This is a genomic window from Streptomyces sp. NPDC002104 (assembly GCF_053593795.1).
Genome location: NZ_JBSFDF010000010.1, coordinates 63991 through 86825, shown reverse-complemented (window position 1 = coordinate 86825; position 22835 = coordinate 63991). Strand labels below are relative to the sequence as shown.

At 74.0% G+C, this 22835-nt stretch carries 25 protein-coding genes and 1 pseudogene; 11 read left to right on the top strand and 15 right to left on the bottom strand.

Features of this window, described 5'->3' with window-relative positions:
- The first annotated feature begins 72 nt into the window (after positions 1-72).
- Together ACWCP2_RS11920 and ACWCP2_RS11915 are read left to right on the top strand one after the other, a co-directional pair.
- A complete protein-coding gene (locus tag ACWCP2_RS11920; protein WP_450908442.1) occupies positions 73-384 on the top strand; it encodes a YiaA/YiaB family inner membrane protein in 312 nt (103 codons plus the stop codon).
- Between the two features lie 63 nt (positions 385-447).
- A complete protein-coding gene (locus tag ACWCP2_RS11915; protein ID WP_450908441.1) occupies positions 448-1086 on the top strand; it encodes a TetR/AcrR family transcriptional regulator in 639 nt (212 codons plus the stop codon).
- On the opposite strand, the gene ACWCP2_RS11910 is transcribed toward ACWCP2_RS11915, so the two are convergent.
- The gene (locus tag ACWCP2_RS11910) at positions 1077-1538 is read right to left on the bottom strand and encodes a MaoC family dehydratase (protein WP_327307527.1); all 462 of its coding nucleotides are present in this window, start codon (positions 1536-1538) and stop codon (positions 1077-1079) included. The genes ACWCP2_RS11915 and ACWCP2_RS11910 overlap by 10 nt on opposite strands.
- 123 nt (positions 1539-1661) lie before the next feature.
- On the opposite strand from ACWCP2_RS11910, the gene soxR reads away from it, so the two are divergent.
- Positions 1662-2108 (top strand): redox-sensitive transcriptional activator SoxR, encoded by a 447-nt coding sequence (gene soxR / locus ACWCP2_RS11905; protein WP_450908440.1) that lies wholly within the window; start codon positions 1662-1664, stop codon positions 2106-2108.
- Here soxR and ACWCP2_RS11900 read toward each other — a convergent pair.
- From ACWCP2_RS11900 to ACWCP2_RS11885, 4 genes are all read right to left on the bottom strand, one after another.
- A complete protein-coding gene (locus ACWCP2_RS11900; RefSeq protein WP_450908439.1) occupies positions 2086-2817 on the bottom strand; it encodes a 3-keto-5-aminohexanoate cleavage protein in 732 nt (243 codons plus the stop codon). The two genes, soxR and ACWCP2_RS11900, sit on opposite strands and share 23 nt — an antisense overlap.
- 83 nt (positions 2818-2900) lie before the next feature.
- Complete coding sequence (locus ACWCP2_RS11895) at positions 2901-3512, bottom strand: hypothetical protein (RefSeq protein ID WP_450908438.1); 612 nt, start codon at positions 3510-3512, stop codon at positions 2901-2903.
- Between the two features lie 150 nt (positions 3513-3662).
- Positions 3663-5063, bottom strand: a complete 1401-nt coding sequence (locus tag ACWCP2_RS11890) for a serine-threonine protein kinase (RefSeq protein WP_450908437.1) — start codon at positions 5061-5063, stop codon at positions 3663-3665.
- Between the two features lie 102 nt (positions 5064-5165).
- Positions 5166-6449: an exo-beta-N-acetylmuramidase NamZ family protein gene (locus ACWCP2_RS11885; protein ID WP_450908436.1), complete on the bottom strand. Its 1284-nt coding sequence runs from the start codon at positions 6447-6449 to the stop codon at positions 5166-5168.
- A 131-nt stretch (positions 6450-6580) separates the two neighbouring features.
- Between ACWCP2_RS11885 and ACWCP2_RS11880 the strand changes: the two genes are divergently transcribed.
- The 3 genes from ACWCP2_RS11880 (at position 6581) to ACWCP2_RS11870 (ending at position 9844) form a co-directional block, all read left to right on the top strand.
- On the top strand, positions 6581-7345 hold the full coding sequence (locus ACWCP2_RS11880) for an SDR family oxidoreductase (protein ID WP_450908435.1): 765 nt from the start codon (positions 6581-6583) through the stop codon (positions 7343-7345).
- Positions 7346-7437: 92 nt separating this feature from the next.
- Positions 7438-9174, top strand: a complete 1737-nt coding sequence (locus tag ACWCP2_RS11875; RefSeq protein ID WP_450908516.1) for a class I adenylate-forming enzyme family protein — start codon at positions 7438-7440, stop codon at positions 9172-9174.
- A gap of 61 nt (positions 9175-9235) precedes the next feature.
- Positions 9236-9844 (top strand): TetR/AcrR family transcriptional regulator, encoded by a 609-nt coding sequence (locus tag ACWCP2_RS11870; RefSeq protein WP_450908434.1) that lies wholly within the window; start codon positions 9236-9238, stop codon positions 9842-9844.
- Here ACWCP2_RS11870 and ACWCP2_RS11865 read toward each other — a convergent pair.
- Positions 9783-10967 carry an alkene reductase gene (locus tag ACWCP2_RS11865; protein WP_450908433.1) on the bottom strand — a complete coding sequence of 395 codons (1185 nt, stop codon included), beginning with the start codon at positions 10965-10967 and terminating at the stop codon, positions 9783-9785. The two genes, ACWCP2_RS11870 and ACWCP2_RS11865, sit on opposite strands and share 62 nt — an antisense overlap.
- 71 nt (positions 10968-11038) lie before the next feature.
- Between ACWCP2_RS11865 and ACWCP2_RS11860 the strand changes: the two are divergent.
- Positions 11039-11392, top strand: a pseudogene (locus ACWCP2_RS11860) (MerR family transcriptional regulator); the annotation flags it as partial.
- An 89-nt stretch (positions 11393-11481) separates the two neighbouring features.
- Here ACWCP2_RS11860 and ACWCP2_RS11855 read toward each other — a convergent pair.
- The 8 genes from ACWCP2_RS11855 to ACWCP2_RS11820 all read right to left on the bottom strand — a co-directional run bounded on the left by ACWCP2_RS11855 (position 11482) and on the right by ACWCP2_RS11820 (position 17401).
- Positions 11482-12105 (bottom strand): acetate uptake transporter, encoded by a 624-nt coding sequence (locus ACWCP2_RS11855; protein WP_450908432.1) that lies wholly within the window; start codon positions 12103-12105, stop codon positions 11482-11484.
- 125 nt (positions 12106-12230) lie between these two features.
- Positions 12231-13451: an acyl-CoA dehydrogenase family protein gene (locus ACWCP2_RS11850; protein WP_450908431.1), complete on the bottom strand. Its 1221-nt coding sequence runs from the start codon at positions 13449-13451 to the stop codon at positions 12231-12233.
- A 10-nt stretch (positions 13452-13461) separates the two neighbouring features.
- Complete coding sequence (locus tag ACWCP2_RS11845; protein ID WP_450908430.1) at positions 13462-14523, bottom strand: phosphotransferase family protein; 1062 nt, start codon at positions 14521-14523, stop codon at positions 13462-13464.
- Between the two features lie 111 nt (positions 14524-14634).
- A complete protein-coding gene (locus ACWCP2_RS11840; RefSeq protein WP_450908429.1) occupies positions 14635-15546 on the bottom strand; it encodes an MBL fold metallo-hydrolase in 912 nt (303 codons plus the stop codon).
- A gap of 101 nt (positions 15547-15647) precedes the next feature.
- Positions 15648-15950: a hypothetical protein gene (locus ACWCP2_RS11835; protein WP_450908428.1), complete on the bottom strand. Its 303-nt coding sequence runs from the start codon at positions 15948-15950 to the stop codon at positions 15648-15650.
- A gap of 148 nt (positions 15951-16098) precedes the next feature.
- Positions 16099-16440 carry a DUF202 domain-containing protein gene (locus ACWCP2_RS11830; RefSeq protein WP_450908427.1) on the bottom strand — a complete coding sequence of 114 codons (342 nt, stop codon included), beginning with the start codon at positions 16438-16440 and terminating at the stop codon, positions 16099-16101.
- A 7-nt stretch (positions 16441-16447) separates the two neighbouring features.
- Positions 16448-16846, bottom strand: a complete 399-nt coding sequence (locus ACWCP2_RS11825) for a YidH family protein (RefSeq protein WP_450908426.1) — start codon at positions 16844-16846, stop codon at positions 16448-16450.
- Between the two features lie 24 nt (positions 16847-16870).
- Positions 16871-17401, bottom strand: coding sequence for an NUDIX domain-containing protein (locus ACWCP2_RS11820; protein ID WP_450908425.1), 531 nt, complete (start codon positions 17399-17401; stop codon positions 16871-16873).
- A gap of 83 nt (positions 17402-17484) precedes the next feature.
- On the opposite strand from ACWCP2_RS11820, the gene ACWCP2_RS11815 reads away from it, so the two are divergent.
- Positions 17485-19140: an FAD-binding dehydrogenase gene (locus ACWCP2_RS11815; RefSeq protein WP_450908424.1), complete on the top strand. Its 1656-nt coding sequence runs from the start codon at positions 17485-17487 to the stop codon at positions 19138-19140.
- Positions 19141-19303: 163 nt separating this feature from the next.
- On the top strand, positions 19304-19531 hold the full coding sequence (locus ACWCP2_RS11810; RefSeq protein ID WP_450908423.1) for a DUF6243 family protein: 228 nt from the start codon (positions 19304-19306) through the stop codon (positions 19529-19531).
- Positions 19532-19621: 90 nt separating this feature from the next.
- On the opposite strand, the gene ACWCP2_RS11805 is transcribed toward ACWCP2_RS11810, so the two are convergent.
- Complete coding sequence (locus ACWCP2_RS11805; RefSeq protein WP_450908422.1) at positions 19622-20047, bottom strand: ASCH domain-containing protein; 426 nt, start codon at positions 20045-20047, stop codon at positions 19622-19624.
- A gap of 228 nt (positions 20048-20275) precedes the next feature.
- Here ACWCP2_RS11805 and ACWCP2_RS11800 point away from each other — a divergent pair, with 228 nt between their 5' ends.
- Together ACWCP2_RS11800 and ACWCP2_RS11795 are read left to right on the top strand one after the other, a co-directional pair.
- Entirely contained in the window at positions 20276-21223 is a 948-nt protein-coding gene (locus ACWCP2_RS11800; protein WP_450908421.1) for a hypothetical protein, read from the top strand.
- Positions 21224-21257: 34 nt separating this feature from the next.
- Positions 21258-22832, top strand: coding sequence for an APC family permease (locus ACWCP2_RS11795; protein ID WP_450908420.1), 1575 nt, complete (start codon positions 21258-21260; stop codon positions 22830-22832).
- Positions 22833-22835: the final 3 nt, after the last annotated feature.

Genomic DNA, 22835 nt, shown 5'->3' with positions numbered 1-22835 from the left:
GAGGGCGGTCTGAGTACGTACGTGAGTACGTGCGCGGATGTGCCGCGGCCCGGCCCGCCCGAAGCTGGACCCATGAACGAGACACAGGTCAAGCAGCAGAACACCGGGGCCTACTACGGCCAGGCCGTGGCCTCCTTCGGCGTCGCCATCGCCGCGGTCTCCCTGGGGATCTACAACATGGAGGCCGACGGCTGGGTCCGCGCCTTCCTCGGCATCGCGGTCCTCTACCTCACCACCTCGGCCTTCACCCTCGCCAAGGTGATCCGCGACCGGCAGGAGGTCACCCAGATCGTCAGCCGGGTCGACCAGGCCCGGATGGAGAAGATCATGACCAGCTACGACCCCTTCGCCACCCCGAAGCAGCCCGCCCCGCAGGATCGCTAAGCGCTTGCTCACCCTCCGGTAAGGTGTTGTTCGTTCCTACGGACCGAAGAGGGTGGGCGAGCGATGGACAGCGTGGAGGAGATCGGCGGCTACCGGCCGTGGTCGGAGGTCACCCCCGACGCCGCGCGGCGGCTGCTCGTCGCCGCCGTGGAGGCCTTCGCGGAGCGCGGGTACCACGCCACCACCACGCGTGACATCGCGGGACGGGCCGGCATGAGCCCCGCCGCGCTCTACATCCACTACAAGACCAAGGAAGAGCTGCTCCACCGGATCAGCAGGATCGGCCACGACAAGGCCCTGGAGATCCTGGACACCGCCGCCTCTGGGCCCGGCAGCGCCGCCGACCGGCTCGACGCGGCCGTACGGTCCTTCGTGCGGTGGCACGCCGCCCACCACACCACCGCGCGCGTGGTCCAGTACGAGCTCGACGCTCTCGCTCCGGAGCACCGCTCCGAGATCGTGGCCCTGCGCAGGCGGAGCGACGCGGCGATCCGCCGCATCCTCGCCGACGGCGTCGAGGCCGGGGAGTTCTTCGTCCCCGACGTCCCCGGCACCACCCTCGCCGTGCTGTCGCTCTGCATCGACGTCGCCCGCTGGTTCAGCGCGGACGGCAGCCGCACGCCCGACGAGGTCGGCGCGCTCTACGCCGGTCTCGTGCTCCGCATGGTGGGCCCTGCCGGGCCGCGAGCGGATCAGAAGTAGTAGCGGGACACCGACTGCGCCACGCACACCGGCTTCTCGCCGCCCTCGCGCTCGACGGTCACGGTGGCCGACACCTGGACGCCGCCGCCCGCCTCCACGACCTCGGTGATCAGCGCGGTCGCGCGCAGCCGTGAACCGACCGGCACCGGCGCGGGGAAACGCACCTTGTCGACCCCGTAGTTGATGCCCATCCGCATGCCCTCGACCCGCATGATCTGCGGCACCAGGCTCGGCAGCAGCGACAGCGTGAGGTATCCGTGCGCGATCGTCGAGCCGAAGGGGCCGGACGCCGCCCGCTCCGGGTCCACGTGGATCCACTGGTGGTCGCCGGTGGCGTCCGCGAAGAGGTCGATCCGCTTCTGGTCCACCTCCAGCCAGTCGCTCGGGCCGAGCGGTGCGCCGATCCCGGCGGTGAGCTCCTCGGCGGACGTGAAGATCCTCGGCTCGGACATACCCGTACCTCTCCCTGGCGAATAAGCGCTTGCTCAGCATGCTGGGACCGTCATGGATCTGTCAACGACCGCCGGCGACGTGCCCGACTCCGAATCCCCGCCCGGCCGATTACCCTCGGCGGTGTGCCGCAGATTCCCGAGAAGGTCCACGAACTCACCGTCGGCCAGCTGTCCGCCCGCAGCGGCGCGGCCGTCTCCGCCCTGCACTTCTACGAGGCCAAGGGCCTGATCAGCAGCCGCCGCACCTCCGGCAACCAGCGCCGCTACACCCGCGACGCGCTGCGCCGCGTGGCGTTCGTGCGGGCCGCCCAGCGCGTCGGCATCCCGCTCGCCAGCATCCGTGACGCACTCGCCCAGCTCCCCGAAGGCCGCACCCCCAACCGCGAGGACTGGGCCCGGCTTTCCGAGAGCTGGCGCACCGAGCTCGATCAGCGCATAGCCCAACTCGGGCGGCTGCGCGACCATTTGACCGACTGCATCGGCTGCGGATGCCTGTCCCTGGAGAACTGCGCGCTCTCCAACCCCGACGACGTCTTCGGCGAACGCCTCACCGGCTCGCGGCTGTTGTGACCTGCTGAGCCATGTCTGCCGCCGCGTCGACGAGTTCGGCGTTCGACCGCGCCACCCGCCCGTCCGGCAGGTGCAGCACGTCTCCTACGCCGATCCGCGCACCGGCGCCGTACCGTGCGGCCAGCCGCAGCGCCGGCCAGGCCGCCGCCTCCCGCCCGAACAGCAGCAGCGGCACCGGCGGCAGCCGCCGCAGCAGCTCGGCGACCGGCCCCGGGCCGGCGGAGCCCAGCTCGGCGGCGAGCCGGACCCGCGCGGGATCCCGTACCGGCCAGGCGAGGAACCGCGCGGGCGGGCCGGGATCCCCGCCCACCGGGACCTCCGCGTCCACCGCCACCCCGCGCTCCAGCAATGCCTCGGCGAGCTCCGGGGCCCCGGGCTCCGCGAACCGCACCACCGCCCGGTCGGGCAGCACCGTCCAGCTCCGCACCCGCGCGAGGCGCCCGGCGTGATCCGGCTCGGATCCCACGCTCACGGCCACACCCACGGGCACGCCCGAGCCCCCGCCCCCGAGGCCCGCTGCGCGCAGGGCCTCCAGCAGCGGTCCGACCACCCGGGGCGAGAGGCTCTCGCGGCCGCACGGGGTGCGCGCATGCACCACTACCTCCCGGGCCCCGGCGGCCACGGCCGCCAGCGCGGCCTCCACCAGGTCCTCGGGGCTCATGGGGACGGCCGCCCCGTCGGCGGCGCCCCGGGACCCGTTCAGCGACACCACCAGAGTCGGCCCAGCACCCGCCTCCGCCCCGGCTCCCGCACCGGCCGCGCCTCCCGCGCCGGCCCCGGCTCCCGCCCCGTTCACGCCGCACCCGCCAGATCGGCCCGGTGCAGTGCCGTGTCCGCGAGCGCCGGTCTGGGCACCACGATTCCGCAGCCCGCGCACACCGGCCCGTCCCACGCCCACCCGGCGGCCGCGGCCCCGGCGGCCGAGCACCCGGCGGCCGCCGCCACCGGCCAGTGCAGCTCCCGCGCCCCGCACACGGGGCATCCCGTACCGGGCTCCGACTCCAGCGCCTCGACCAGCCGTCTCAGTACCTCGCCGAGCGCTCCCTGCGGCCGCACGCCCGGATCGGCGCACCGGACGACCGCGTCCCCGCTGCCGCCCCAGGCCCACTCGGGGCGCCGCAGTCCGTCGTGCTTCTCGCGGCGCCGGCGCTCCGCGAACTGCCGCTCGTACGCCAGCCAGACCGCCCGCGCCTCCTCCAGCTCCTCCAGCGCCGCCACCAGCCGCGACGGGTCCGCCGCCCGGTCCTCGGGGCCGATCCCGTGCCGGTCGCACAGGTGCCACCACGTCGCGCGGTGCCCGTACGGGGCGAACCGCTCCAGGCACCGGCGCAGCGAGTGGCGCCGCAGGGCCCTGTCGTTGCGCGCATCGCGCACCTGATGGGCCAGACTCCGGAATCCCGCCATCACACCTTCACCTCCGCCGAGCGCCCAGCACCGGGCGCCGTGCCCGCCGCGCTGTGTTCCCCACAGACCGGCGCCGTGTGCCAACATGCCCGGCCAGGTGCGGGCGCATGCGGGGGCGGTCGAGGCGTACGGGTGGCACATGGCCGGAACTCAGCGCCCCATGCGCCCCGCGACCACCACCAGCCGGGCCAGTTCCTCGTGGCAGATGTCGCTGTGCGCCCCCGAGGGGGCCCCGCCGCGGCGGACCACGGAGCCCGCGTCCACGCTCACGCAGCCCGTGGGGGGAAGGCCGCCCCGCAGCGCCGCGTCCAGGGTCAGCCGGGGGCTTCCCGGCACCCCCCGTACCCCGTCGTGCCCGATCGCGCCCCACCGCTCGTCGAAACCGAGCAGACCGGCCGAATCGCCGGCCATCCGGGAGGCCAGCGGATAGAACACCTTGAGGGAGGAGTCGTAGGGGGAGTGGCAGGCCGTCAGCGGTCCGTCGATCCTGTCCTGCAGTCCGCGCAGGGCGCCCCCGCGTCCCCGGTCGTGCGGCAGGCTGTCGGCGAACGCGTAGTGGGAGAAGGCTCCTTGGAGGACGGTCAGGGACTTCACGTTCCGTGCCCCGGACGGCAGAGCGCGCAGCGCGAAGGAGACCACCCGGCCGCCGAAGCTGTGGCCGATGAGGTGCACCCGCAGGGCCGGGCGGCGGCCGGCCAGCTCCGCCAGCAGCGGCCCGAGGCCGTGCTCGCCGACCACTCCGGCCCGTGCCTTCATCTGGTAGTACGTGGCCTGGCGCAGCATCTCCTTGGCGCCGTTCCAGAGCGTGCGCACCCCGGCGCCGGCCGAGAAGCCGGGGGAGGAGACGGGGGAGGAGACGCGGGAGTCCCGCGGCTCCCGCAGATCCCCGGGGAACGTGGCGCCCGCCTCGGCCAGGGCGTCGGTGAACTCCCGGCACACCCGCAGGACGTCCCCGCTGAGGAAGTCCGGCACCTCGCGCGGGGCGAAGGCCGCCGCCAGATCGTCGCCCGTGCCGACTCCGTCCACGCCGGCCAGCTCCCGTACGAGCGCGCCGAACTCGGTGAAGCCGCCGTCGTGCACGGGCCGTTCCTCCAGCAGCTCGGCGATCCGGTCCAGCTCCGCCCCGCGGCCCGGCCAGAACGCGCCGAGCGCCCTCCGGGTGACCGGGTCCAGGGCCGTGCCGTGCCCGGGCCGGCCCGCCTCCGCCGCTCCGCCCACGGCGTCGCGGGCGTCGAAGTCGGGTATCGGCTCGTCGGAGAACCGGATCGAGGGCCACACGACCCCCACGTACCCCAGCCGCACCCCGGTCCCCACCAGATCCGCGAAGGGGGCGTAGAACCGGTCGAAGAGCCGGATGGCGGTGGACCGGTCGGAGTTCCATCCGTGGGCGAAGACCAGCAGGTCCGTGGCCTCGATCCCGAAGACCGCCTCCCGGGCGCCGGGGCCCGCGTCGCCCTGCGCGTCGAAGGTCAGCTCCACGTACGGCCGGGGCCCGATCCCCGCCGCCGCCCCCGTGGCTCCCGCGGGCACCGCCCCGCCGATGTGCACCATGACGCCCCCCTCCACGCCGTGTCCCTGCCCGCAGCATCCTGCGGAACGGGCCGCCCGGCCAGCCCCTGCGCACCCACCGGTTCACGGATACAGCAGGCGGGTTCACGGATACAGCAGGTACGCCTCCCGCACCGCCGCGAACTCCGCGAGCCCGGCCGCCCAGTCGCCCGCGACCTCCTCCACGCCCGCCCCCGCGTCGATCGTCCGGCGGACCCGGTCCGAGCCCGTCAGCCGGTCGATCCACTGGTCCGAACGCCACGCGAAGCCGCTCCACACCCGCCGCGCGGTGACCAGCAGCCCGATCCCGGCCCGTACCGGATCGAAGGCCTCCCGGTCGTGGACGAGCAGCCGGACCCCGCCGCAGGTCTTCCCGGAGTACTTGGAGAAGGAAGGCGTGAAATAGGCCTCCCGGAACCAGACCCCCGGCAGCTCCAGCGCGTTCGCCGCCTCCGCCCACCGCCGGTCCAGCCCCTCCGCGCCGAGCAGCTCGAAGGGGGTGGTGGTGCCGCGCCCCTCCGACAGGTTCGTCCCCTCGAACAGGCAGGTCCCGGCGTACGCCAGGGCCGTGGCCGGCGTCGGCATGTTCGGGCTCGGCGGCACCCAGGGCAGCCCGGTCTCCTCGAAGAAGGACTCCCGCCGCCATCCGGCCATCCGTACGACCTCCAGCCGCGGGGCGGCGCCGGCGCCCCGCAGGAACTCGCCCGCGAAGAGCCCCGCCAGCTCGCCCGCCGTCATCCCGTGCGCCAGCGCGATCGGCTCCCGGCCCACGAAGCTCGCGTACGGGCGCTGCAGGACGGGCCCGGCCGCCCGCCGGGCGCCGACCGGGTTGGGCCGGTCCAGCACCACCACCGCCTTCCCGGCGAGGGCGGCGGCGCGCATGCAGTCGTAGAGGGTCCAGATGTAGGTGTAGAAGCGGGCGCCGACGTCCTGGATGTCGAAGACGACGGTGTCGATCCCGGCCGCCGTGAACACGTCCGCGAGACCCTGCCCGCTCTTGCCGTACGTGTCGTGCACGGGCAGCCCGGTCGCCGGATCCCGCCCGGCCCCCTCCGAGCCGCCCGCCTGGGCCGTGCCCCGGAAACCGTGCTCGGGCCCGAACACCGCGACCAGGTTCACACGTTCGTCCGCATGCAGTACGTCGACCAGGTGGCGGGCGTCCGCGGTGACGCCCGTCGGGTTGGTGACCACCCCGACCCGCTGCCCGGCCAGGACGGCGTACCCGTCCGCGGCGAGCCGCTCGAACCCGGTCCGCACCCGGCCGCCGGCCCCGGCCGCGACCGCCGCCCGCGCCCCCGGGGCTCCGGCCCCCGGGGCTCCCGCTCCCAGGGCGCCCGCGGCGCCCGCCGCCCCGGCCAGACCCAGCAACCCGCGTCGCGACAGCGTCATCGCGCCAAAGTAGGGCTCCGCACCCTTCCACCGGGACATACCGACTGGTTAGTCTGCCCGTGTTCCGGCGGGCGCGGGCAAGGCGCGCGGCCACCGGGGCACCCAGGCACCACCACCCGAAGGGCGGACCCGTGAACGCGTTCCAGGACCAGCGAGTCGTCGTCACCGGCGCGGGCGGCGGCATCGGCGCCGCCCTCGCCCACCGCTTCGCCGCCGAGGGGGCGACCGTGGCGGTCAACGACCTCGACCCCGCCAAGGCCGCCTCGGTCGCGCGGGCCATCGGCGCCCGCGCCGTGGCCGTGCCCGGCGACGCCTCGGCCGTGGCCGAGCAGGCCCGCGAGGCGCTCGGCGGCACCGTGGACGTCTACTGCGCCAACGCCGGCCTCGCCTCCGGCGGCGACGCCTTCGCCGACGAGGCCGTCTGGGAGGCGGCCTGGGACACCAACGTCATGGCCCACGTCCGCGCCGCCCGGCTGCTGCTGCCCGACTGGCTGGAGCGCGGGAGCGGCCGGTTCGTGTCCACCGTCTCGGCCGCCGGTCTGCTGACCATGATCGGAGCGGCCCCGTACAGTGTCACCAAGCACGGCGCGCTCGCCTTCGCGGAATGGCTCTCGCTGACCTACCGCCACCGCGGGCTCCAGGTCCACGCCATCTGCCCGCAGGGGGTCCGGACCGACATGCTCACCGCGGCCGGATCGGCGGGGGAGCTGGTCCTCGCGCCGACCGCGATCGAGCCCGAAGCGGTCGCGGACGCACTGTTCGACGGCATGGAGAAGGGCCGGTTCTTGATCCTCCCGCACCCCGAGGTCGCGGACTTCTACGCGGCCCGCGCGACCGACCCGGACCGCTGGCTCGGCGGCATGAACCACCTCCAGCGCACGTGGGAGACCCGGTGACGCCAGGCGCCACGGACGCCACGCCCCCGACCCCGCCGGTCCCCCCGACCCCGCCGCAGCCGGTCCCCGCGACCCCGACCCCGCCGCAGCCCGTGCCCCCGGCCTCCCCCTACGCCGCCAAGCCCTGGCTGGGCCTGCTCACCCCCGTCCAGCGGGCCCCGATCGCGCCTCCGCCCAGCGTGCTGCACGCCTTCCGCGCCGCCGTCGCCCGCGCCCCCGGCCGCACCGCGCTCGCCTACTTCGACGGCCGCCTCAGCTACGCCGAGGCCGACGCCCTCTCCGACTCCCTCGCCGGCCACCTCGCCGCCGAAGGCATCCATCGCGGGGACCGGGTCGCGGTCATGCTCCAGAACACCCCGCACTTCGTGCTCGCCGTCCTGGCCGCCTGGAAGGCCGGGGCGGTCGTGGTGCCGATCAACCCCATGTACAAGTCCGGCGAGACCGGCCACGTCCTGCGCGACTCCGGGGCCACCGCCCTGGTCTGCGAGGCCCGCGCCTGGGAGGCGTACCTGGGCGGGACGGTACGGGGGACGGGCGTACGGGTCGCCCTGACGGCGCACGACACGGACTTCCAGACCCGCGACGACCCCCGGATCTTCCCCGCGCCCGGCAGCGCCCCCACAGGGTTCCGCCACGCGGAGCCGCGCGCAGGCGGGGCGCCCGGAATCACCGACGCGCCGCCGGAGCCCCACCGGGCAGCCCCCGCCGATCTCCTCGCCGTGGCCCACCAGGGCCACCCCGCCCCGCCCGACCCGGAGCTCACGGCCGCCGACACCGCCCTCATCAGCTACACCTCCGGCACCAGCGGCACCCCCAAGGGCGCGATGAACCCGCACGGCGCCCTCACCCACAACGCCGTCCGCCAGGTGACCGGCCACCCCCTCCCCGAAGGCGCCGGCTACTTCGCGCTCGCCCCGCTCTTCCACATCACCGGCATGGTCTGCGAGCTCGCCGCCTGCTTCACCAACGCCGGCACCCTGGTCCTCGCCCACCGCTTCGACGCCGGGGCCGTCCTCGACGCCTTCCTCGAACACCGCCCCGCCTACACCGTGGGCCCGGCCACCGCCTTCATGGCGCTCGCCGCGCACCCCGGGGCCACCCCGGACCACTTCGCCTCGTTCCAGGTGCTCTCCTCCGGCGGCGCCCCGCTGCCGCCCGCCCTGGTCGAACGGCTGCGCGCCGCCTACGGCTTCTACCTGCGCAACGGCTACGGCCTCACCGAGTGCACCGCCCCCTGCGCCTCCGTGCCCGTGCACCGCGAGGCCCCCGTCGACCCGGCCTCGGGCACCCTCTCCGTGGGCGTGCCCGGCGCCGACACCCTCGTACGGATCCTCGACGAGAGCGGCGCCGAGGTCCCCTTCGGGGAGACCGGGGAGATCGCCGTGCGCGGACCCCAGGTCGTCCCCGGCTACTGGGGCCTGCCCGCCGACACCGCCAAGGCCTTCCCGGACGGCGAACTGCGCACCGGGGACGTCGGGTTCATGGACCCCGAGGGCTGGCTCTACGTGGTCGACCGCAAGAAGGACATGATCAACGCCTCCGGCTTCAAGGTCTGGCCGCGCGAGGTGGAGGACGTGCTCTACACCCACCCCGCCGTGCGCGAGGCGGCCGTAGTCGGCATCCCGGACCCCTACCGCGGGGAGAGCGTGAAGGCCTACGTCAGCCTGCGCCCCGGAGCCGAAACCGGTCCGGAGGAGCTCTCGGCGTACTGCGCCGAGCGCCTCGCCGCGTACAAATACCCGCGCCGGGTGGAGATCCTGCCTGTCCTTCCGAAGACGACCAGTGGCAAGATCCTGCGACGGGAACTACGGGAACGCGACCACGGCTGAAACAGCCGGACCACGTCAGCGGATCCGTACACGCGAGGACCACGAAAGGGAGGCGACAGCCATGGCCGCCAGGACCACGACGGAGACCGTCGGGGCGCACGAGGCCCCGGTACCGCGCCGGCTGCTCGCCGTCGCGACCAGGCTGTTCGCCGAACGCGGCTACGACCGCACCTCGGTCCAGGAGATCGTCGAGGCGGCCGGGGTCACCAAGGGCGCGCTCTACCACTACTTCGGCTCCAAGGACGATCTGCTGCACGAGGTGTACGCGCGCATGCTGCGGCTCCAGCAGCAGCGGCTCGACGCGGTGGCCGGTTCCGACGCCCCGGTGGAGGAGCGGCTGCGCGCCGCAGCCGCCGACGTGGTGGTCACCACGATCGAGAACCTGGACGACGCGGCGATCTTCTTCCGGTCCATGCACCAGCTGAGCCCGGAGAAGTTCAAGCAGGTCCGCTCGGAGCGCCGGCGCTACCACGAGCGCTTCCGCGCCCTGGTCGAGGAGGGCCAGCGCTCCGGGGTCTTCTCCGACGCCACCCCCGCCGACCTGGTGGTGGACTACCACTTCGGCTCCGTCCACCACCTGTCGACCTGGTACCGCGAGGACGGCCCGCTCACACCGCAGCAGGTAGCCGACCACCTCGCGGACCTGCTGATGCGGGCACTGCGCCCGTAGGGGCCAGCACGGGATAGTCGTTGTACCCCTCCGCCCCCTGTACGTGCATCAGGAACTCGGAGCGGATCTCGTTGAGCGGGGCGTTCACGCGCAGCCGCTCCACGAAGTCGGGGTTGGCGAGGAAGCCCCGGCCCAGCGCGACGAGGTCGGCGCCCTCGGCCAGGAGCGCCTCGGCGACGCTCTTGCCGCCGTCGGCCGCGAACTGCTCCCGGGAGAGCATCTGGTTGGCGATCAGCGTGCCCGGCCATGCCGTGCGGTGCTCCCGGAAGCGGTCCCGCTGCTCGCCGGCGTAGAGGACGTGGAGGTAGACCGGGCCGATCTCCGCCAGGGCCGCCAGCAGCGCCGGGTAGATCGCGTCGGTGTCGCCCTCCTCGATGCCGTTGACCGCCACCGCGGGCGAGATCCGTACGCCGACCCGCTCCCGGCCGATGGCCTCGGCGACGGCCCGGACCACCTCGACGGTGAACCGGATCCGGTTCTCCACCGGGCCGCCCCACGCGTCGGTGCGCAGGTTGGTGTTCCGCGCCAGGAACTGGTGGGGCAGGAAACCGTTGGCGGCGTGCACCTCCACCCCCGCGAACCCGGCCTCCACGGCATTGCGGGCGGCGGTCTGGAAGTCGGCGATCGCGGCCCGGATGTCCTCGGCCGTCATCGTGCGCGGAACGGCGGCGTCCCGCAGCCCGCCGGGCGTCTGCAGCTGCTCGGGCAGCCGTACGGCGGAGGGCGCGAGCGGTACGTGGCCGCTGGTGTCGGGGTGGCCGACCCGGCCGCCGTGTTCGATCTGGAGGAACATCGCCGCGCCGCCGCCCCGGCCGTCGGCCCCCGCCCGCACCGCGTCGGTGACGCGGCGCCAGCCGGCGATCTGCTCCGCGGTGTGGATGCCGGGGATGTTCGGGTAGGCCTGCCCCACGGCGCTCGGCGCGGTGCCCTCGGCGATGATCAGGCCGGCCGTGGCGCGCTGGGCGTAGTGGACGGCCATCAGCTGCCCGGGGACTCCGTCGGCGCCCGCCCGGTTGCGGGTCAGGGGCGCCATCACCAGGCGGTTGGGGAGTGCGAGTCCGCCGAGGGCGGCGGGCTCGAAGAGGCGGGAACCGGTGGGAAGGAACTGCTCCGTGTTCGTCATGCCCGTAACCTAAAACCTGACATTGGCGTCAGATTCAAGTCCGGAAACGGCGGACACGGCGGGGGCGGGGCATGAGGATCGGCGAACTGGCGGCGCGCACCGGGGTCAGCGAGCGTTCGCTGCGGTACTACGAGACCCAGGGACTGCTGGTCTCCGACCGGACGCCCGGCGGCCACCGCGACTACACGGAGCGGGCGGTGGACCGGGTCATCCGGATCCAGGAGCTCTACGCGGCCGGGCTGCACAGCACGAAGATCGGGCAGATCCTGCCCTGCATGCGCGACACGGACGGCGGGCCGAACGTCCGGGCCACGCCGGCCCTGGTCGCCGAGCTGACAACGGAACGGGACCGGATCGACCGGCTGATCGCCGATCTGGTCCGGTCCCGTGACGTGCTGGACGAGGTCATCGAGGCGGCGGCGGGCCGCACGGTGACGGCGTCCGATCCGGTGCCCGTGTCCGAGTCGATGCCCGAGTCGATGCCCGCGTCCGCGCCGATGGCCGCCGAGCGGTCCTAGCCGAGCGGTGCGACCTCGCGGCCCCAGGTCTCCTTGGCCACCACGGCGAAGGAGATGTACCAGGCGACGCCCGCGGTGAAGAGTCCGAGGAAGCCGCCGGTGTGGCCCAGCCCCGTGCTCTGCGCCAGGTCGCCGAGGGCGAGGAACAGGAAGGTCAGCGCCAGCGAGACGAACAGCACCCGGTGCGCGATGTCCAGCTTCATGGCGGCGATCGACATGTACGCGGTGAAGATGAACCAGGCCACGAGGAACCAGCCGGTCGCCACGTGCGCCTGGTCGGCCGGCAGCGTGGGGACGACGAACTTCACGTAGCCGGCGAAGGACATCCAGAACGCGCCGTAGGAGACGAACGCCGTGGTCCCGAAGGTGTTGCCGCGGCGGAACTCCATCAGGCCCGCGACGAACTGCGCGAGGCCGCCGTAGAACAGCGCCAGCGGCAGGACCACGGCGCTGAGCGCGGCGTTCGAGATCAGCCCCGAGTTGAAGAGGCTGAGCACGAAGGTGGTGAGGGCGAAAGCCGCCAGGCCGAGCGGGCCGGGGTTGGCCAGGGCGCGCGGCGCGGTGGCGGGGGAGGCGGTGGTCCGCGGCGCGGCGGCGGGGGCCAGGGTGGAGCTGGGCATGGCAGGGGGCACTTTCAGTAAGGGGACATCTCGAATATATCGGACTTCCCCAGTGGTCTGGACCATCGAAGGTCCGCCCCCGAGGGTCCGAAGTCCCCTGCCACGCCCGCGGAAAGCCGGCGGGGCTACCGGTACCGCTTCAGCTCCCGGTGCGCCAGCGAGCGCTGGTGCACCTCGTCCGGCCCGTCCGCCAGCCGCAGCGTCCGCGCCGCGGCCCACAGCTCGGCCAGCGGGAAGTCCTGGCTCACCCCGCCGGCGCCGTGCAGCTGCACCGCGTCGTCCAGGATCCGCACCACGGCCCGCGGGGTCGCGATCTTGATGGCCTGGATCTCGGTGTGCGCACCCCGGTTGCCGGCCGTGTCCATCAGCCAGGCCGTCTTCAGCACCAGCAGCCGCAGCTGCTCCACGGTGACCCGGGCGTCCGCGATCCAGTTCTGTACGACGCCCTGCGCGGCCAGCTCCTTGCCGAAGGCGCTGCGGCCCACCGCGCGCCGGCACATCAGCTCGATGGCCCGCTCCGCCATGCCGATGAGCCGCATGCAGTGGTGGATCCGCCCCGGCCCGAGCCGGGCCTGTGCGATGGCGAAGCCGCCGCCCTCCTCGCCGATCAGGTTCCCCGCCGGCACCCGGGCTCCGTCGAAGACGACCTCGGCGTGACCGCCGTGGTCGTGGTCCTCGTACCCGTACACCGTCATCGCGCGCCGGATCTCGACCCCCGGAGTGTCCCGGGGGACCAGGACCATGGACTGCTGGCGGCGCGGGTCGGCGCCCCCGGGGTCGGTCTTGCCCATGACGATGAAGATCTTGCAGTCCGGGTTCATGGCCCCGGAGATGAACCACTTGCGGCCCGTGATCACGTACTCGTCGCCGGCCGCGGACCGCTCGATGCGGGTCTCGATGTTCGTGGCGTCCGAGGAGGCCACCTCCGGCTCGGTCATCGCGAACGCGGACCGGATCTCCCCGGCCAGCAGCGGCTCCAGCCACTGCTTCTTCTGCTCCTCGTTCCCGAACTGCGCGAGCAGCTCCATGTTCCCGGTGTCCGGAGCCGCGCAGTTCGTCGCGGTCGGCGCCAGGTGCGGGCTGCGGCCGGTGATCTCGGCGAGCGGGGCGTACTGGAGGTTGGTCAGCCCCGCGCCGTACGCGGCGTCGGGCAGGAAGAGGTTCCACAGCCCCTGGCGGCGCGCCTCGGCCTTCAGCTCACCGAACACGGCCGGGGTGTCCCAGGGCGAGGCCAGCCGCGCGCGCTGCTCGGCGGCGACGGGTTCCGCCGGGAAGACGTACTCCTCCATGAACGCCAGGAGCCGTCCGCGGAGTTCCTCGGTGCGGGCGTCGAATGCGAAGTCCATCAGGGGTTCCTCAGCCTTCGTGCGGTTGCCGGAGTGTGGTCAGGCCGTGCTCGATGAAGACCGGGACCAGTTCGCCGATCCGGTCGAAACCCGCGCCGACGGTCTGCCCGAGCGTGAAGCGGTAGTGGATGCCCTCGAGGATCACCGCGAGCTTGAACCAGGCGAAGGCCGTGTACCAGGCGACCTGCGAGGCGTCCCGGCCCGAGCGGGCCGCGTACCGCTCGATCAGCTCGGCGGGCGCCGGATGGCCGGGGGCCCCGCTGGTCGTGCTGACCGGCGAGTCCGCCAGCCCCAGGTCGGAGCTGTACATCACCAGCAGCCCGAGGTCCGTCAGCGGATCGCCGAGCGTGGACATCTCCCAGTCCAGCACCGCGCGGATCTCATCGGTGCCGGACGCGGTGCCCGCGACCAGCACGTTGTCCAGCCGGAAGTCCCCGTGCACCACCGTGGGCGCGGGGGAGACGGGCAGGGCGCGCCCGAGGGCCCCGTGCAGCTCGTCGATCCCGGCGAGCTCCCGCCCCCGGGAGGCCGCGAGCTGCTTGCCCCAGCGGCGCAGCTGCCGGTCCAGGAACCCCTCGGGCCGGCCGAAGTCGCCCAGGCCCACCGCCTCAGGGTCCACCGCGTGCAGGTCGACCAGGGTGTCCACCAGGCCCAGCACCACGCTCCGGGTCCGCTCGGGGCCCAGTGCGGCGAGCTGCCCGGCCGTGCGGAACGGCACCCCGTCCACGTACTCCATCACGTAGAACGGCGCCCCCAGCACGGCCTCGTCCTCGCACAGCAGCAGCGGCTCGGGCACCGGCACCGCGGTGCCGTGCAGCGCCGCGATGACCCGGTGCTCGCGCCGCATGTCGTGCGCGGTGGCCAGTACGTGCCCCAGCGGCGGCCGGCGCACCACCCACCGCGAGCTCCCGTCGCCCACCTCGTACGTGAGGTTCGAGCGGCCGCCCTCGATCAGCCGGCCGGTCAGCGGCCCGGCCACCAGGCCCGGCAGCGCCCGGTCGAGATGGCTGCGCAGCCGCTCCAGATCGAGCCCTCGCGGGCCGTCGGGGGCGGGGGAGGGGGGTGAGGTCATGGTGTGCGCCTCCGTGCTGAGTGGGCGACGACGGAACGGACGCGCACCATCATGCCGACCAGTCGGTATGCCGTCCAGTGGGTGAGGGGAAACGGAAGCGCGCGGTCCGGATCAGGCGTGGCAGAGGATCGGCGTCCCGCCGTTCATCACGGTCATGTCCCGCAGCACCGCCAGGATGTCCAGGGGCGCCCCCTCGGGCTCCCCGGCCAGTTCCGCGTAGGCCCGGTGCAGGTTGGCCACCAGCCGCTCGCTCTCCCGCCAGGCGGCGAACTCCCCGAGATCGGCCTGCCGGGCCGCCTCCAGCGGGGTCAGCCCCTTCGCGACGCCCTCCCGGGCGAGCTCGGCCACGTACCGCAGATAGCGCTCGGTGGTCTCGTACGCGCCGGGATCCGTCAGCGGGCCGTGCCCCGGGACCACCGTCTCCGCGTCCAGCGAGCGCAGCAGCTCCAGCGCCCGCAGCGAACCGGCCAGCGAACCCATCGCCAGGAACGGCGTGCCCTGCGCGAAGACCAGGTCGCCCGTGAAGACGACCCGCTGCCCGGGCAGCCACACGAGGGAATCGCCCGTGGTGTGCGCGACGCCCGGATGCAGGACCCGTACCTCGGTCTCCCCGACGTGCAGCGTCATCCGGTCGTTGTACGTCAGATCGGGCGCGGTGAGGTCCAGCGAGCCGAAGTCGGTGGCCGGCCAGATCAGTTCCAGCTGCCGGCCGGCGGCGATCTGCTCGGAGCGCGCGTTCTCGTGCGCCAGGACCAGCGCCTCCGGGGCGAACACGCCGTTGCCGTAGGTGTGGTCGCCGTGGTGGTGGGTGTTGACCACCGTGCGGGGGAGCGGCGCCCCGGCGGCCAGGACCGCCGCGCGCAGGGCCAGGGCCCGCCGCTCGGTGGCCGCCGTGTCGACGAGCAGCGTCCGGCCGCCGCCGGTCACGAAGCCGGCGTTGTTCAGACACCAGCCGCCGTCCGGCTGCACGTAGGCGTGGACACCGGGCGCGGGCTGGACGAGGTACGGCTCTTCGGCGGGCATCGGCGCTCTCCCCGGGGACGCTGTGGCGGGCGCCTGGCATCCTGCCAGTCACGGCGCCCCGGGGGGAGGGGGAGGGGAGTTCGGAGGTCAGCGGTCAGTGGTCAGTGGTCGTCGTAGTGTCCGTCGTGCTCCGCGTGCCGGTGCCCGTCGTGCAGGTAGTCGACGTGGTCCCCGTGCGGGACCGCGTCGTGACCGCAGTCCGCGCCGTGGGCGTGCTCGTGGGAGGCGTGCGGGGCGTGCCCCGCGGGCTCGCATTCGTCCCAGTGCCCGGAGTGCTCGCGGTGCAGATGGCCGTCGTGCGCGTAGTCGACGTGGTCGCCGTGCGCGACCGCCCGGTGGCCGCAGTCCGGACCGTGGGCGTGGGCGTGCTCCTGGGCGGGGTGTTCCTGGTGCAGAGTCGTCATGGCGCCGACGCTAGTGCGGTACGACCCGGATCGCCCCTTGTGTCCGCTGCGCACCCGGGTGGCGTCACAAGCCGGACCATCGGTTCATCGGCCGGTCTGCCGATCCGCCGGTCCGCTGAACATCCGGTCCGCCGATCCGCCGGTCGGCTCAGACGATGAGCGCCATCGCGAACACCGCCAGGCCCACCGTGCACGCCGTCGCGGCCAGCGCCGCGCCCACCGCGAGCCCGGCCGGCCGCGCCGCCGCCAGCTCCCGCACCCGCCGGTGCGCCACCCCCGTGAAGGCCACCCAGAGCAGCGCGATCACCGCGACCCCGGACACGGACAGCAGGGAGCCGGACCCGTGCAGGGCCTGGCGCAGCGCCAGGACGGCCACCACCGCGCAGGACAGCGTCGTACGCCGCCACGCGAGCCGGGTCCGCTCGGGCTGCAGCCCCGCGTCGCGGCCGCCGGGGCCCTCGCGGTCGGCGGCGTCGGCCGAAGCGCTCACCGCCCCGTCACCGCCCCTTCGTCCAGCCCAGCAGGACGACCACCACCATCGCCACCGCGACCAGCCCCACCCCCAGGCTCAGCACCACCGGGAACCGCGACATGGGCAGGTCCTCACCGCGCCGCATGGCCCGCTCGCACCGCACCCAGTGGTTCACCGCGCGCAGCGAGCAGGCCGCGCCCACCGCGAGCAGCGCGAAGGCCATCGCCACGCGCACCCCCCACCGCAGGTCGGGCAGGAACTGGTCCACGGCGAACCCGCCGCCGATCAGGGCCAGGGCGGTCCTGATCCACGCCAGGAAGGTCCGCTCGTTGGCCAGCGAGAAGCGGTAGTCGGGGGTCTCGCCCTCGTCCCTCACCCGAGCCGGCGCGAACCACAGCCGCACGTCCTTGACGAAGTCGATCACCCGCCCAATCTACTGGTGTCCAGCTCAGGCGGCCCCCGGAGCCGATCCGCGGAACTCCCGCAGCCTGCGGTACGCCTCCAGCCCGTCCGGCACCCACGGCCACGAGCCGTCCGAGACCCGCCGCACCACCTCCTCCTCGGTGAGCCACGCGTGCCAGGCCACCTCGGAGGCCTGCGGCCGGACCGGCAGTTCGCAGCGGACCTCGTGCACGTAGCTCCACCAGGCCCCGCCCGGGCCCTCGTACAGGAACTTGAACAGCGGCTCGGGCTGCCCCAGCCCGGCCACGCCCAGCTCCTCCTCCGCCTCCCGCAGGGCGGCCTCCGGGTAGCTCTCGCCGGCGCCGACCACCCCGCCCACGAACATGTCGTAGGACGAGGGGAAGACCAGCTTCGAATCCGTCCGCCGGTGCGTGAAGATGCGGCCCTCCCCGTCCCGCGCCAGCACGAACACGCAGCGGTGGATCAGCCCGGCCCCGTACACCTCGCCCCGCGGGGCGCGCCCCGTCACCCGGTCCTGCCGGTCCACCACGTCCAGTACCTCGTCGGCCGCGTTCATCCCGTGATCCTTCCGTGCCTGTTGACTGGTTACCGCTCCGTAGCAAAGGATCGCCCCACCACCGACGGAGGACGGGTTTCCACATGAGTGACGACGCAGACGTGATCGTGATCGGGGCCGGGCTCGCGGGCCTCGTGGCCACCGCCGAGCTCGTCGACGCCGGCCGCAAGGTCATCCTGCTCGACCAGGAGCCCGAGCAGTCCATCGGAGGCCAGGCCCACTGGTCCTTCGGCGGCCTGTTCTTCGTCGACTCGCCCGAGCAGCGCCGCATGCGGATCAAGGACACCCGCGAGCTGGCCCTCCAGGACTGGGCCGGCACCGCCGGCTTCGACCGCGAGGAGGACGCCTGGCCGCGCCGCTGGGCCGAGGCCTACGTGGACTTCGCGGCCGGCGAGAAGCGCCCCTGGCTGCACGCCCAGGGCGTCCGCTTCTTCCCCGTCGTCGGCTGGGCGGAACGCGGCGGCTACGACGCGAACGGCCACGGCAACTCCGTGCCCCGCTTCCACATCACCTGGGGCACCGGCCCCGGCCTCGTGGCACCCTTCGAGCGCCGGGTACGGGCCGGGGTGGCCCGCGGGCTGGTCCAGCTGCGCTTCCGCCACCGGGTCACCGGGCTCTCCCGTACGGCGGGCACCCTCGACACCGTGACCGGCGAGGTCCTGGCCCCCTCCGACGCCGTCCGCGGCGCCGCGAGCGGCCGCGAGGTCACCGGGGAGTTCTCCCTGCGCGCCCAGGCCGTGATCGTGACCAGCGGCGGCATCGGCGGCAACCACGACCTCGTACGGGCCCAGTGGCCGGCCCGCCTCGGCACCCCGCCCGCGCGGCTGCTCTCCGGGGTCCCGGCCCACGTGGACGGACTGATGCTCGGCATCGCGGAGGAGGCGGGCGCCAGCCACATCAACAAGGACCGGATGTGGCACTACACCGAGGGCATCGAGAACTGGAACCCGATCTGGTCCAAGCACGGCATACGCATCCTGCCCGGCCCCTCCTCGCTCTGGCTGGACGCCACCGGCAAGCGGCTGCCCGTCCCGCTCTTCCCGGGCTTCGACACCCTCGGCACCCTCGACCACATCATGAAGACCGGCCACGACCACACCTGGTTCGTCCTCAACCAGCGCATCATCGGCAAGGAGTTCGGTCTCTCCGGCTCCGAGCAGAACCCGGACCTGACGGGCAAGTCCGTCCGCGGGGTCATCGACCGGGCGCGCCAGGCCGTCCCGGGACCGGTGAAGGCGTTCATGGACAACGGCGCGGACTTCGTCGTCGAGAAGGACCTCTCCGCGCTGGTGCGCGGCATGAACGCGATCACCAAGGACGGACTCCTCGACGAGGAGACCGTCCGCCGGGAGATCGTCGCCCGTGACCGGGAGATCGCCAACCCCTTCACCAAGGACCTCCAGGTCACCGCGATCCACGGCGCCCGCAAGTACCTCGGCGACAAACTGATCCGCACCGCCGCCCCGCACCGGATCCTGGATCCCGCGGCGGGCCCGCTGATCGCCGTCCGGCTCTCGATCCTGACCCGCAAGTCCCTGGGCGGCCTGGAGACCGACCTCTCCTCCCGCGTCCTGACCGCCACGGGAGAACCCCTGCCCGGTCTGTACGCGGCGGGCGAGGCGGCCGGCTTCGGCGGAGGCGGCGTCCACGGCTACCGGGCCCTGGAGGGCACCTTCCTCGGCGGCTGCGTCTTCTCGGGCCGCGCGGCCGGCCGCGCGGCGGCGGCAGCCGTCTCCTAGGCCGTCTCCTAGGCCGTAGCCGTAGCCGTAGCCGTAGCCGTAGCCGTAGCCGGCGCCGACGTCGGCTACGGCGCCGCGTCCCGGCCGCCGCCGGGGCCGGCTGCGGCCGGGGCGGGACAAGGGCTGGTCCGCGGGGCCGACGGGACGGGGTACCGTCTTTGTCATGACCGTCAGCAAGAACATCAACAACCCCGTGGGCCAGGGCGGCGGCCAGCGCAAGCGCCAGTCCCGCGCCGAACGCCAGAACAACGGCCCGCACCGCAACCTCGACCGCAGCGGCGCGGCCGACCGGAAGGCCGAGCTGCTGCGCAAGATGCGCGAGAAGGCGGGCGCCGGCGACGGCGCGGCCGAGGCCTCCGCGCAGCCGGGCGACGCCACCGCACAGAGCTGAGCCACCGCCGCCCCAGGGCGGCGCAGCACCGGACAGGGCCCGGACCGCGATGCGCGGTCCGGGCCCTGCCGTCGTCGGACCCGGCCGCGCTCAGGGCAGCCGGGTCACCAGCCGGAACCGCTCCGCCACGACCGGGGTGTCGTCGCCGACCGTGAAGCTCGGATCGCCGAGGGCCTCGCGCAGTTGCGGGCCGTGCCGGAAGGCCTCGTGGCCGGAGCGCCATTCGGCCACTGACGCGTACCCCTCGCCCTCGTCCAGCGCGTGCCGCAGGTCCACGTCCGCCAGCCGCAGGACCCGTACGTCCGTCACCTCCAGGACACCCACCGGTTGCCCGGCGGAGTCGATGACCACCATCCGCTCGCCCGCCACGGGCAGCGGATCCCCCGCCGCCGCGTAGTCGGCCAGGACGGTCGTGGTCGTGGTCCCGGCACCGCTCAGCACCGCCGCCACCAGCCTGTCCCGCAGCGGACCCGGGAAGGCGAACGCGAGGGGCGGAAGATCCTCGTAGGCCGTCATGGCGGCCGGCCTACGGTCCTGCGCGCGAACCGGACCGTACGGGTGCGCGGCCCGCCGACAACCTGTCGCGAACCGGAACAACCGCAGCAACTCATCCGCCCGGAACACCAGTTGAAACGAGCCACGCGGTGGACTGGACCTTGACGCGGAGCTGTGCGTACCGCTTTGCTGTGCGTGATCTTCCGGCCACACCGTCCAACTGCCCGCGTCCTGGAGGGAAACCCGCGGATGCCGCCCCCTCCGCCGCCCCTCGGCCGCGCCCGCAAGCGGGACGCCCAGCTCTTCGACCCCGCCCTCTGCGACACGGAACTCGTCGACGTCCGCGCCCAGTTCACCCAGGGCCGCTGGGCCAAGGCCCGCTCCCTGCTCGTCGCCACGGGAGACGACTGGGACCGCCGCGGACACCGGCTCGTGGTCCTCGCCGAAACCCCGGCGGCGACCGCGTGGGCGCGCGAATGGCTCCTCGCCGAACCGGAGAGCGCCGACGCCATCACCCTCCTCGCCTGTGCGTCGGTCTTCGGCGCCCTGCGCCGCAAGGGCACGCCCGAGGCCGCCGACGAAGCCTGCCGCCGCGCCGCGGCCCTGCTCCCGGCCGACCCCACCCCCTGGCTCGGCCTGCTGCTGCTCACCCGCGCCTTCGGCACCGAGGAGGAGTTCAGCCGCCACTTCGACCAGGTCCGCGCCCGCCACCGCGAGCACCACCACGCCCACCACCTGATGGTCTCCCGGCTGGCCGAGCGGTCCCCGGCCGCCGGCAGCGACCCCCTCCACGAGGTCTACGACTTCGCCGCCTGGGCCGCCGAGGAGTCCCCGGCCGACTCCCCGCTCGCCGTCCTCCCCGTCATCGCCCACGCCGAGCGCTACCGCGTCCTCGCCGCCGGGCAGGGCCACGGCCCGGACGCCGGAGCCGAGCACTGGTCCGGCCGCCGCGCCCGCCAGGTTCTGCGCTCCGCCTTCGACTGGTGGCTGGAGTGGGAGCGCGAGGACCACCCCCGCAACCGGGTGGACCTCAACTTCCTCGCCCACGCCAAGCTCTGCGAGGGCCGCCCCGCCGAGGCCGCCGCGCTCTTCCAGCGCATCGGCAGCCACGCCACCCAGGCCCCCTGGTCCTACCCGGACCGCGACCCGCACAAGGCCTTCCTCGCCGCACGCAGCGCCGCGCTCGGCACCGCCTGACCGCCCAGTCCCCGCCCCGAAAGGACACCCCGCCATGCCGACGGGCAGATCCACCACGCTCACCGATCCGGCCGGCCAGGCCGAGATCCGTACGTACAAGGGCCAGGACCGCGCCCTGCGCGCCGACCGCCTCGGCACCGCCGGCCTGCTGCTCTCCGTGCTCGCCGCGAGCGCGCCCCTGATGGTCGTCGCCGGCGTCATGCCCACCACCTTCGGGGTCATGGGCATCGTCGGACAGCCCCTGCTGTTCGTGATCCTCGGCGCGGTCCTCGCCCTCTTCAGCGTCGGCTACGCCGAGATGAGCCGGCACGTCCACAACGCCGGCGCCTTCTACGCCTACATCGCGCGCGGACTGGGCCCCACCGCCGGCGCCGGCGCCTCGTTCGTCGCCCTCGTCGCCTACAGCGCCATGCAGGTCGGCGTCTACGGCATCCTCGGCTTCGAGATCTCCGGCCTCTTCGCCACCTACCTCGACACCGAACTCGCCTGGTGGATACCGGCCCTGGCCGCCGTCGTCCTGACCGGTGCGCTCGGCTGGCTGAAGATCGACCTCAACGCCAAGGTCCTCGGCGTCCTCCTGCTCATCGAGGTGCTCCTCGTCGTCGTCTTCGACGTCGCCGCCCTCGGCAAGCCCGGCCCGGAGGGCCTCTCGCTGCACGCCTTCGACCCCGGGACCCTCACCGGCGCGGGCCTCGGCACCGCCCTGTGCTTCTGCATCGCCGCCTTCGTCGGCTTCGAGCAGTCCCCGGTGTACGCCGAGGAGACCAGCAAGCCGCACATCGTCGTCTCCCGGGTGATGTTCCTCGCCGTCGGCTTCGTCGCCCTGTTCTTCGCCCTCAGCGCCTGGGCCCTGTCGGTGGCCACCGGCCCCGGCGAGGTGGTCAAGGCCTCCGCCGAAGCCGGCCCCGGCCTGCTCTTCCAGCTCACCGAGAGCCGCCTGGGCACCACCTTCACCGACGTCCTGCACGTCCTCTTCGTGTCCGGCATGTTCGCGGCGATGCTCAGCTTCCACAACGTGGTCTCCCGCTACGCCTTCGCGATGGGCCGCGAGGGCCTGCTCCCGGCCGCCTTCGGCCGCACCAACGCGGGCACCGGCGCCCCCGCCACCGGCTCGCTCCTGCAGACCGTGATCTCCGTCGTGGTCGTCCTGGCCTTCGCCTTCACCGACGACACGCCGGCCGGCGACCCCACCGTGCCCGTCCTGCACCTGTTCACCTGGATGGGCAGCGTCGGCGCCCTCGGCGTGACCCTCCTCATGGCCACCGCCTCCTTCGCGGTCATCGCCTTCTTCGTGCGCCGCGGCACCGCCGGCGCCCAGGTCTGGCGGCTCGGCGCGGCGGGCCTCGCCGGCCTCGCCCTGCTCGCCATCGCCGTCTACACGGTCAAGGACTTCGGCGTCCTGGTCGGCGCCGCGGAGGGCTCCGCGCTGAGCTGGGCCCTGCCCGGCATCATCGCGGCCGCCGCCGTGGTGGGCCTGGCGTACGGGCTCTTCCTGCGCTCCCGCCGCCCCGCGGTGCACGCCCGCATCGGTCTGGGCAACGAGGCCTTCCGCCTCGACCAGGCGGCGGAGTCGGCCGGGGGGACCGCGGTCCCGGCCCCGCGCGGCTGACCC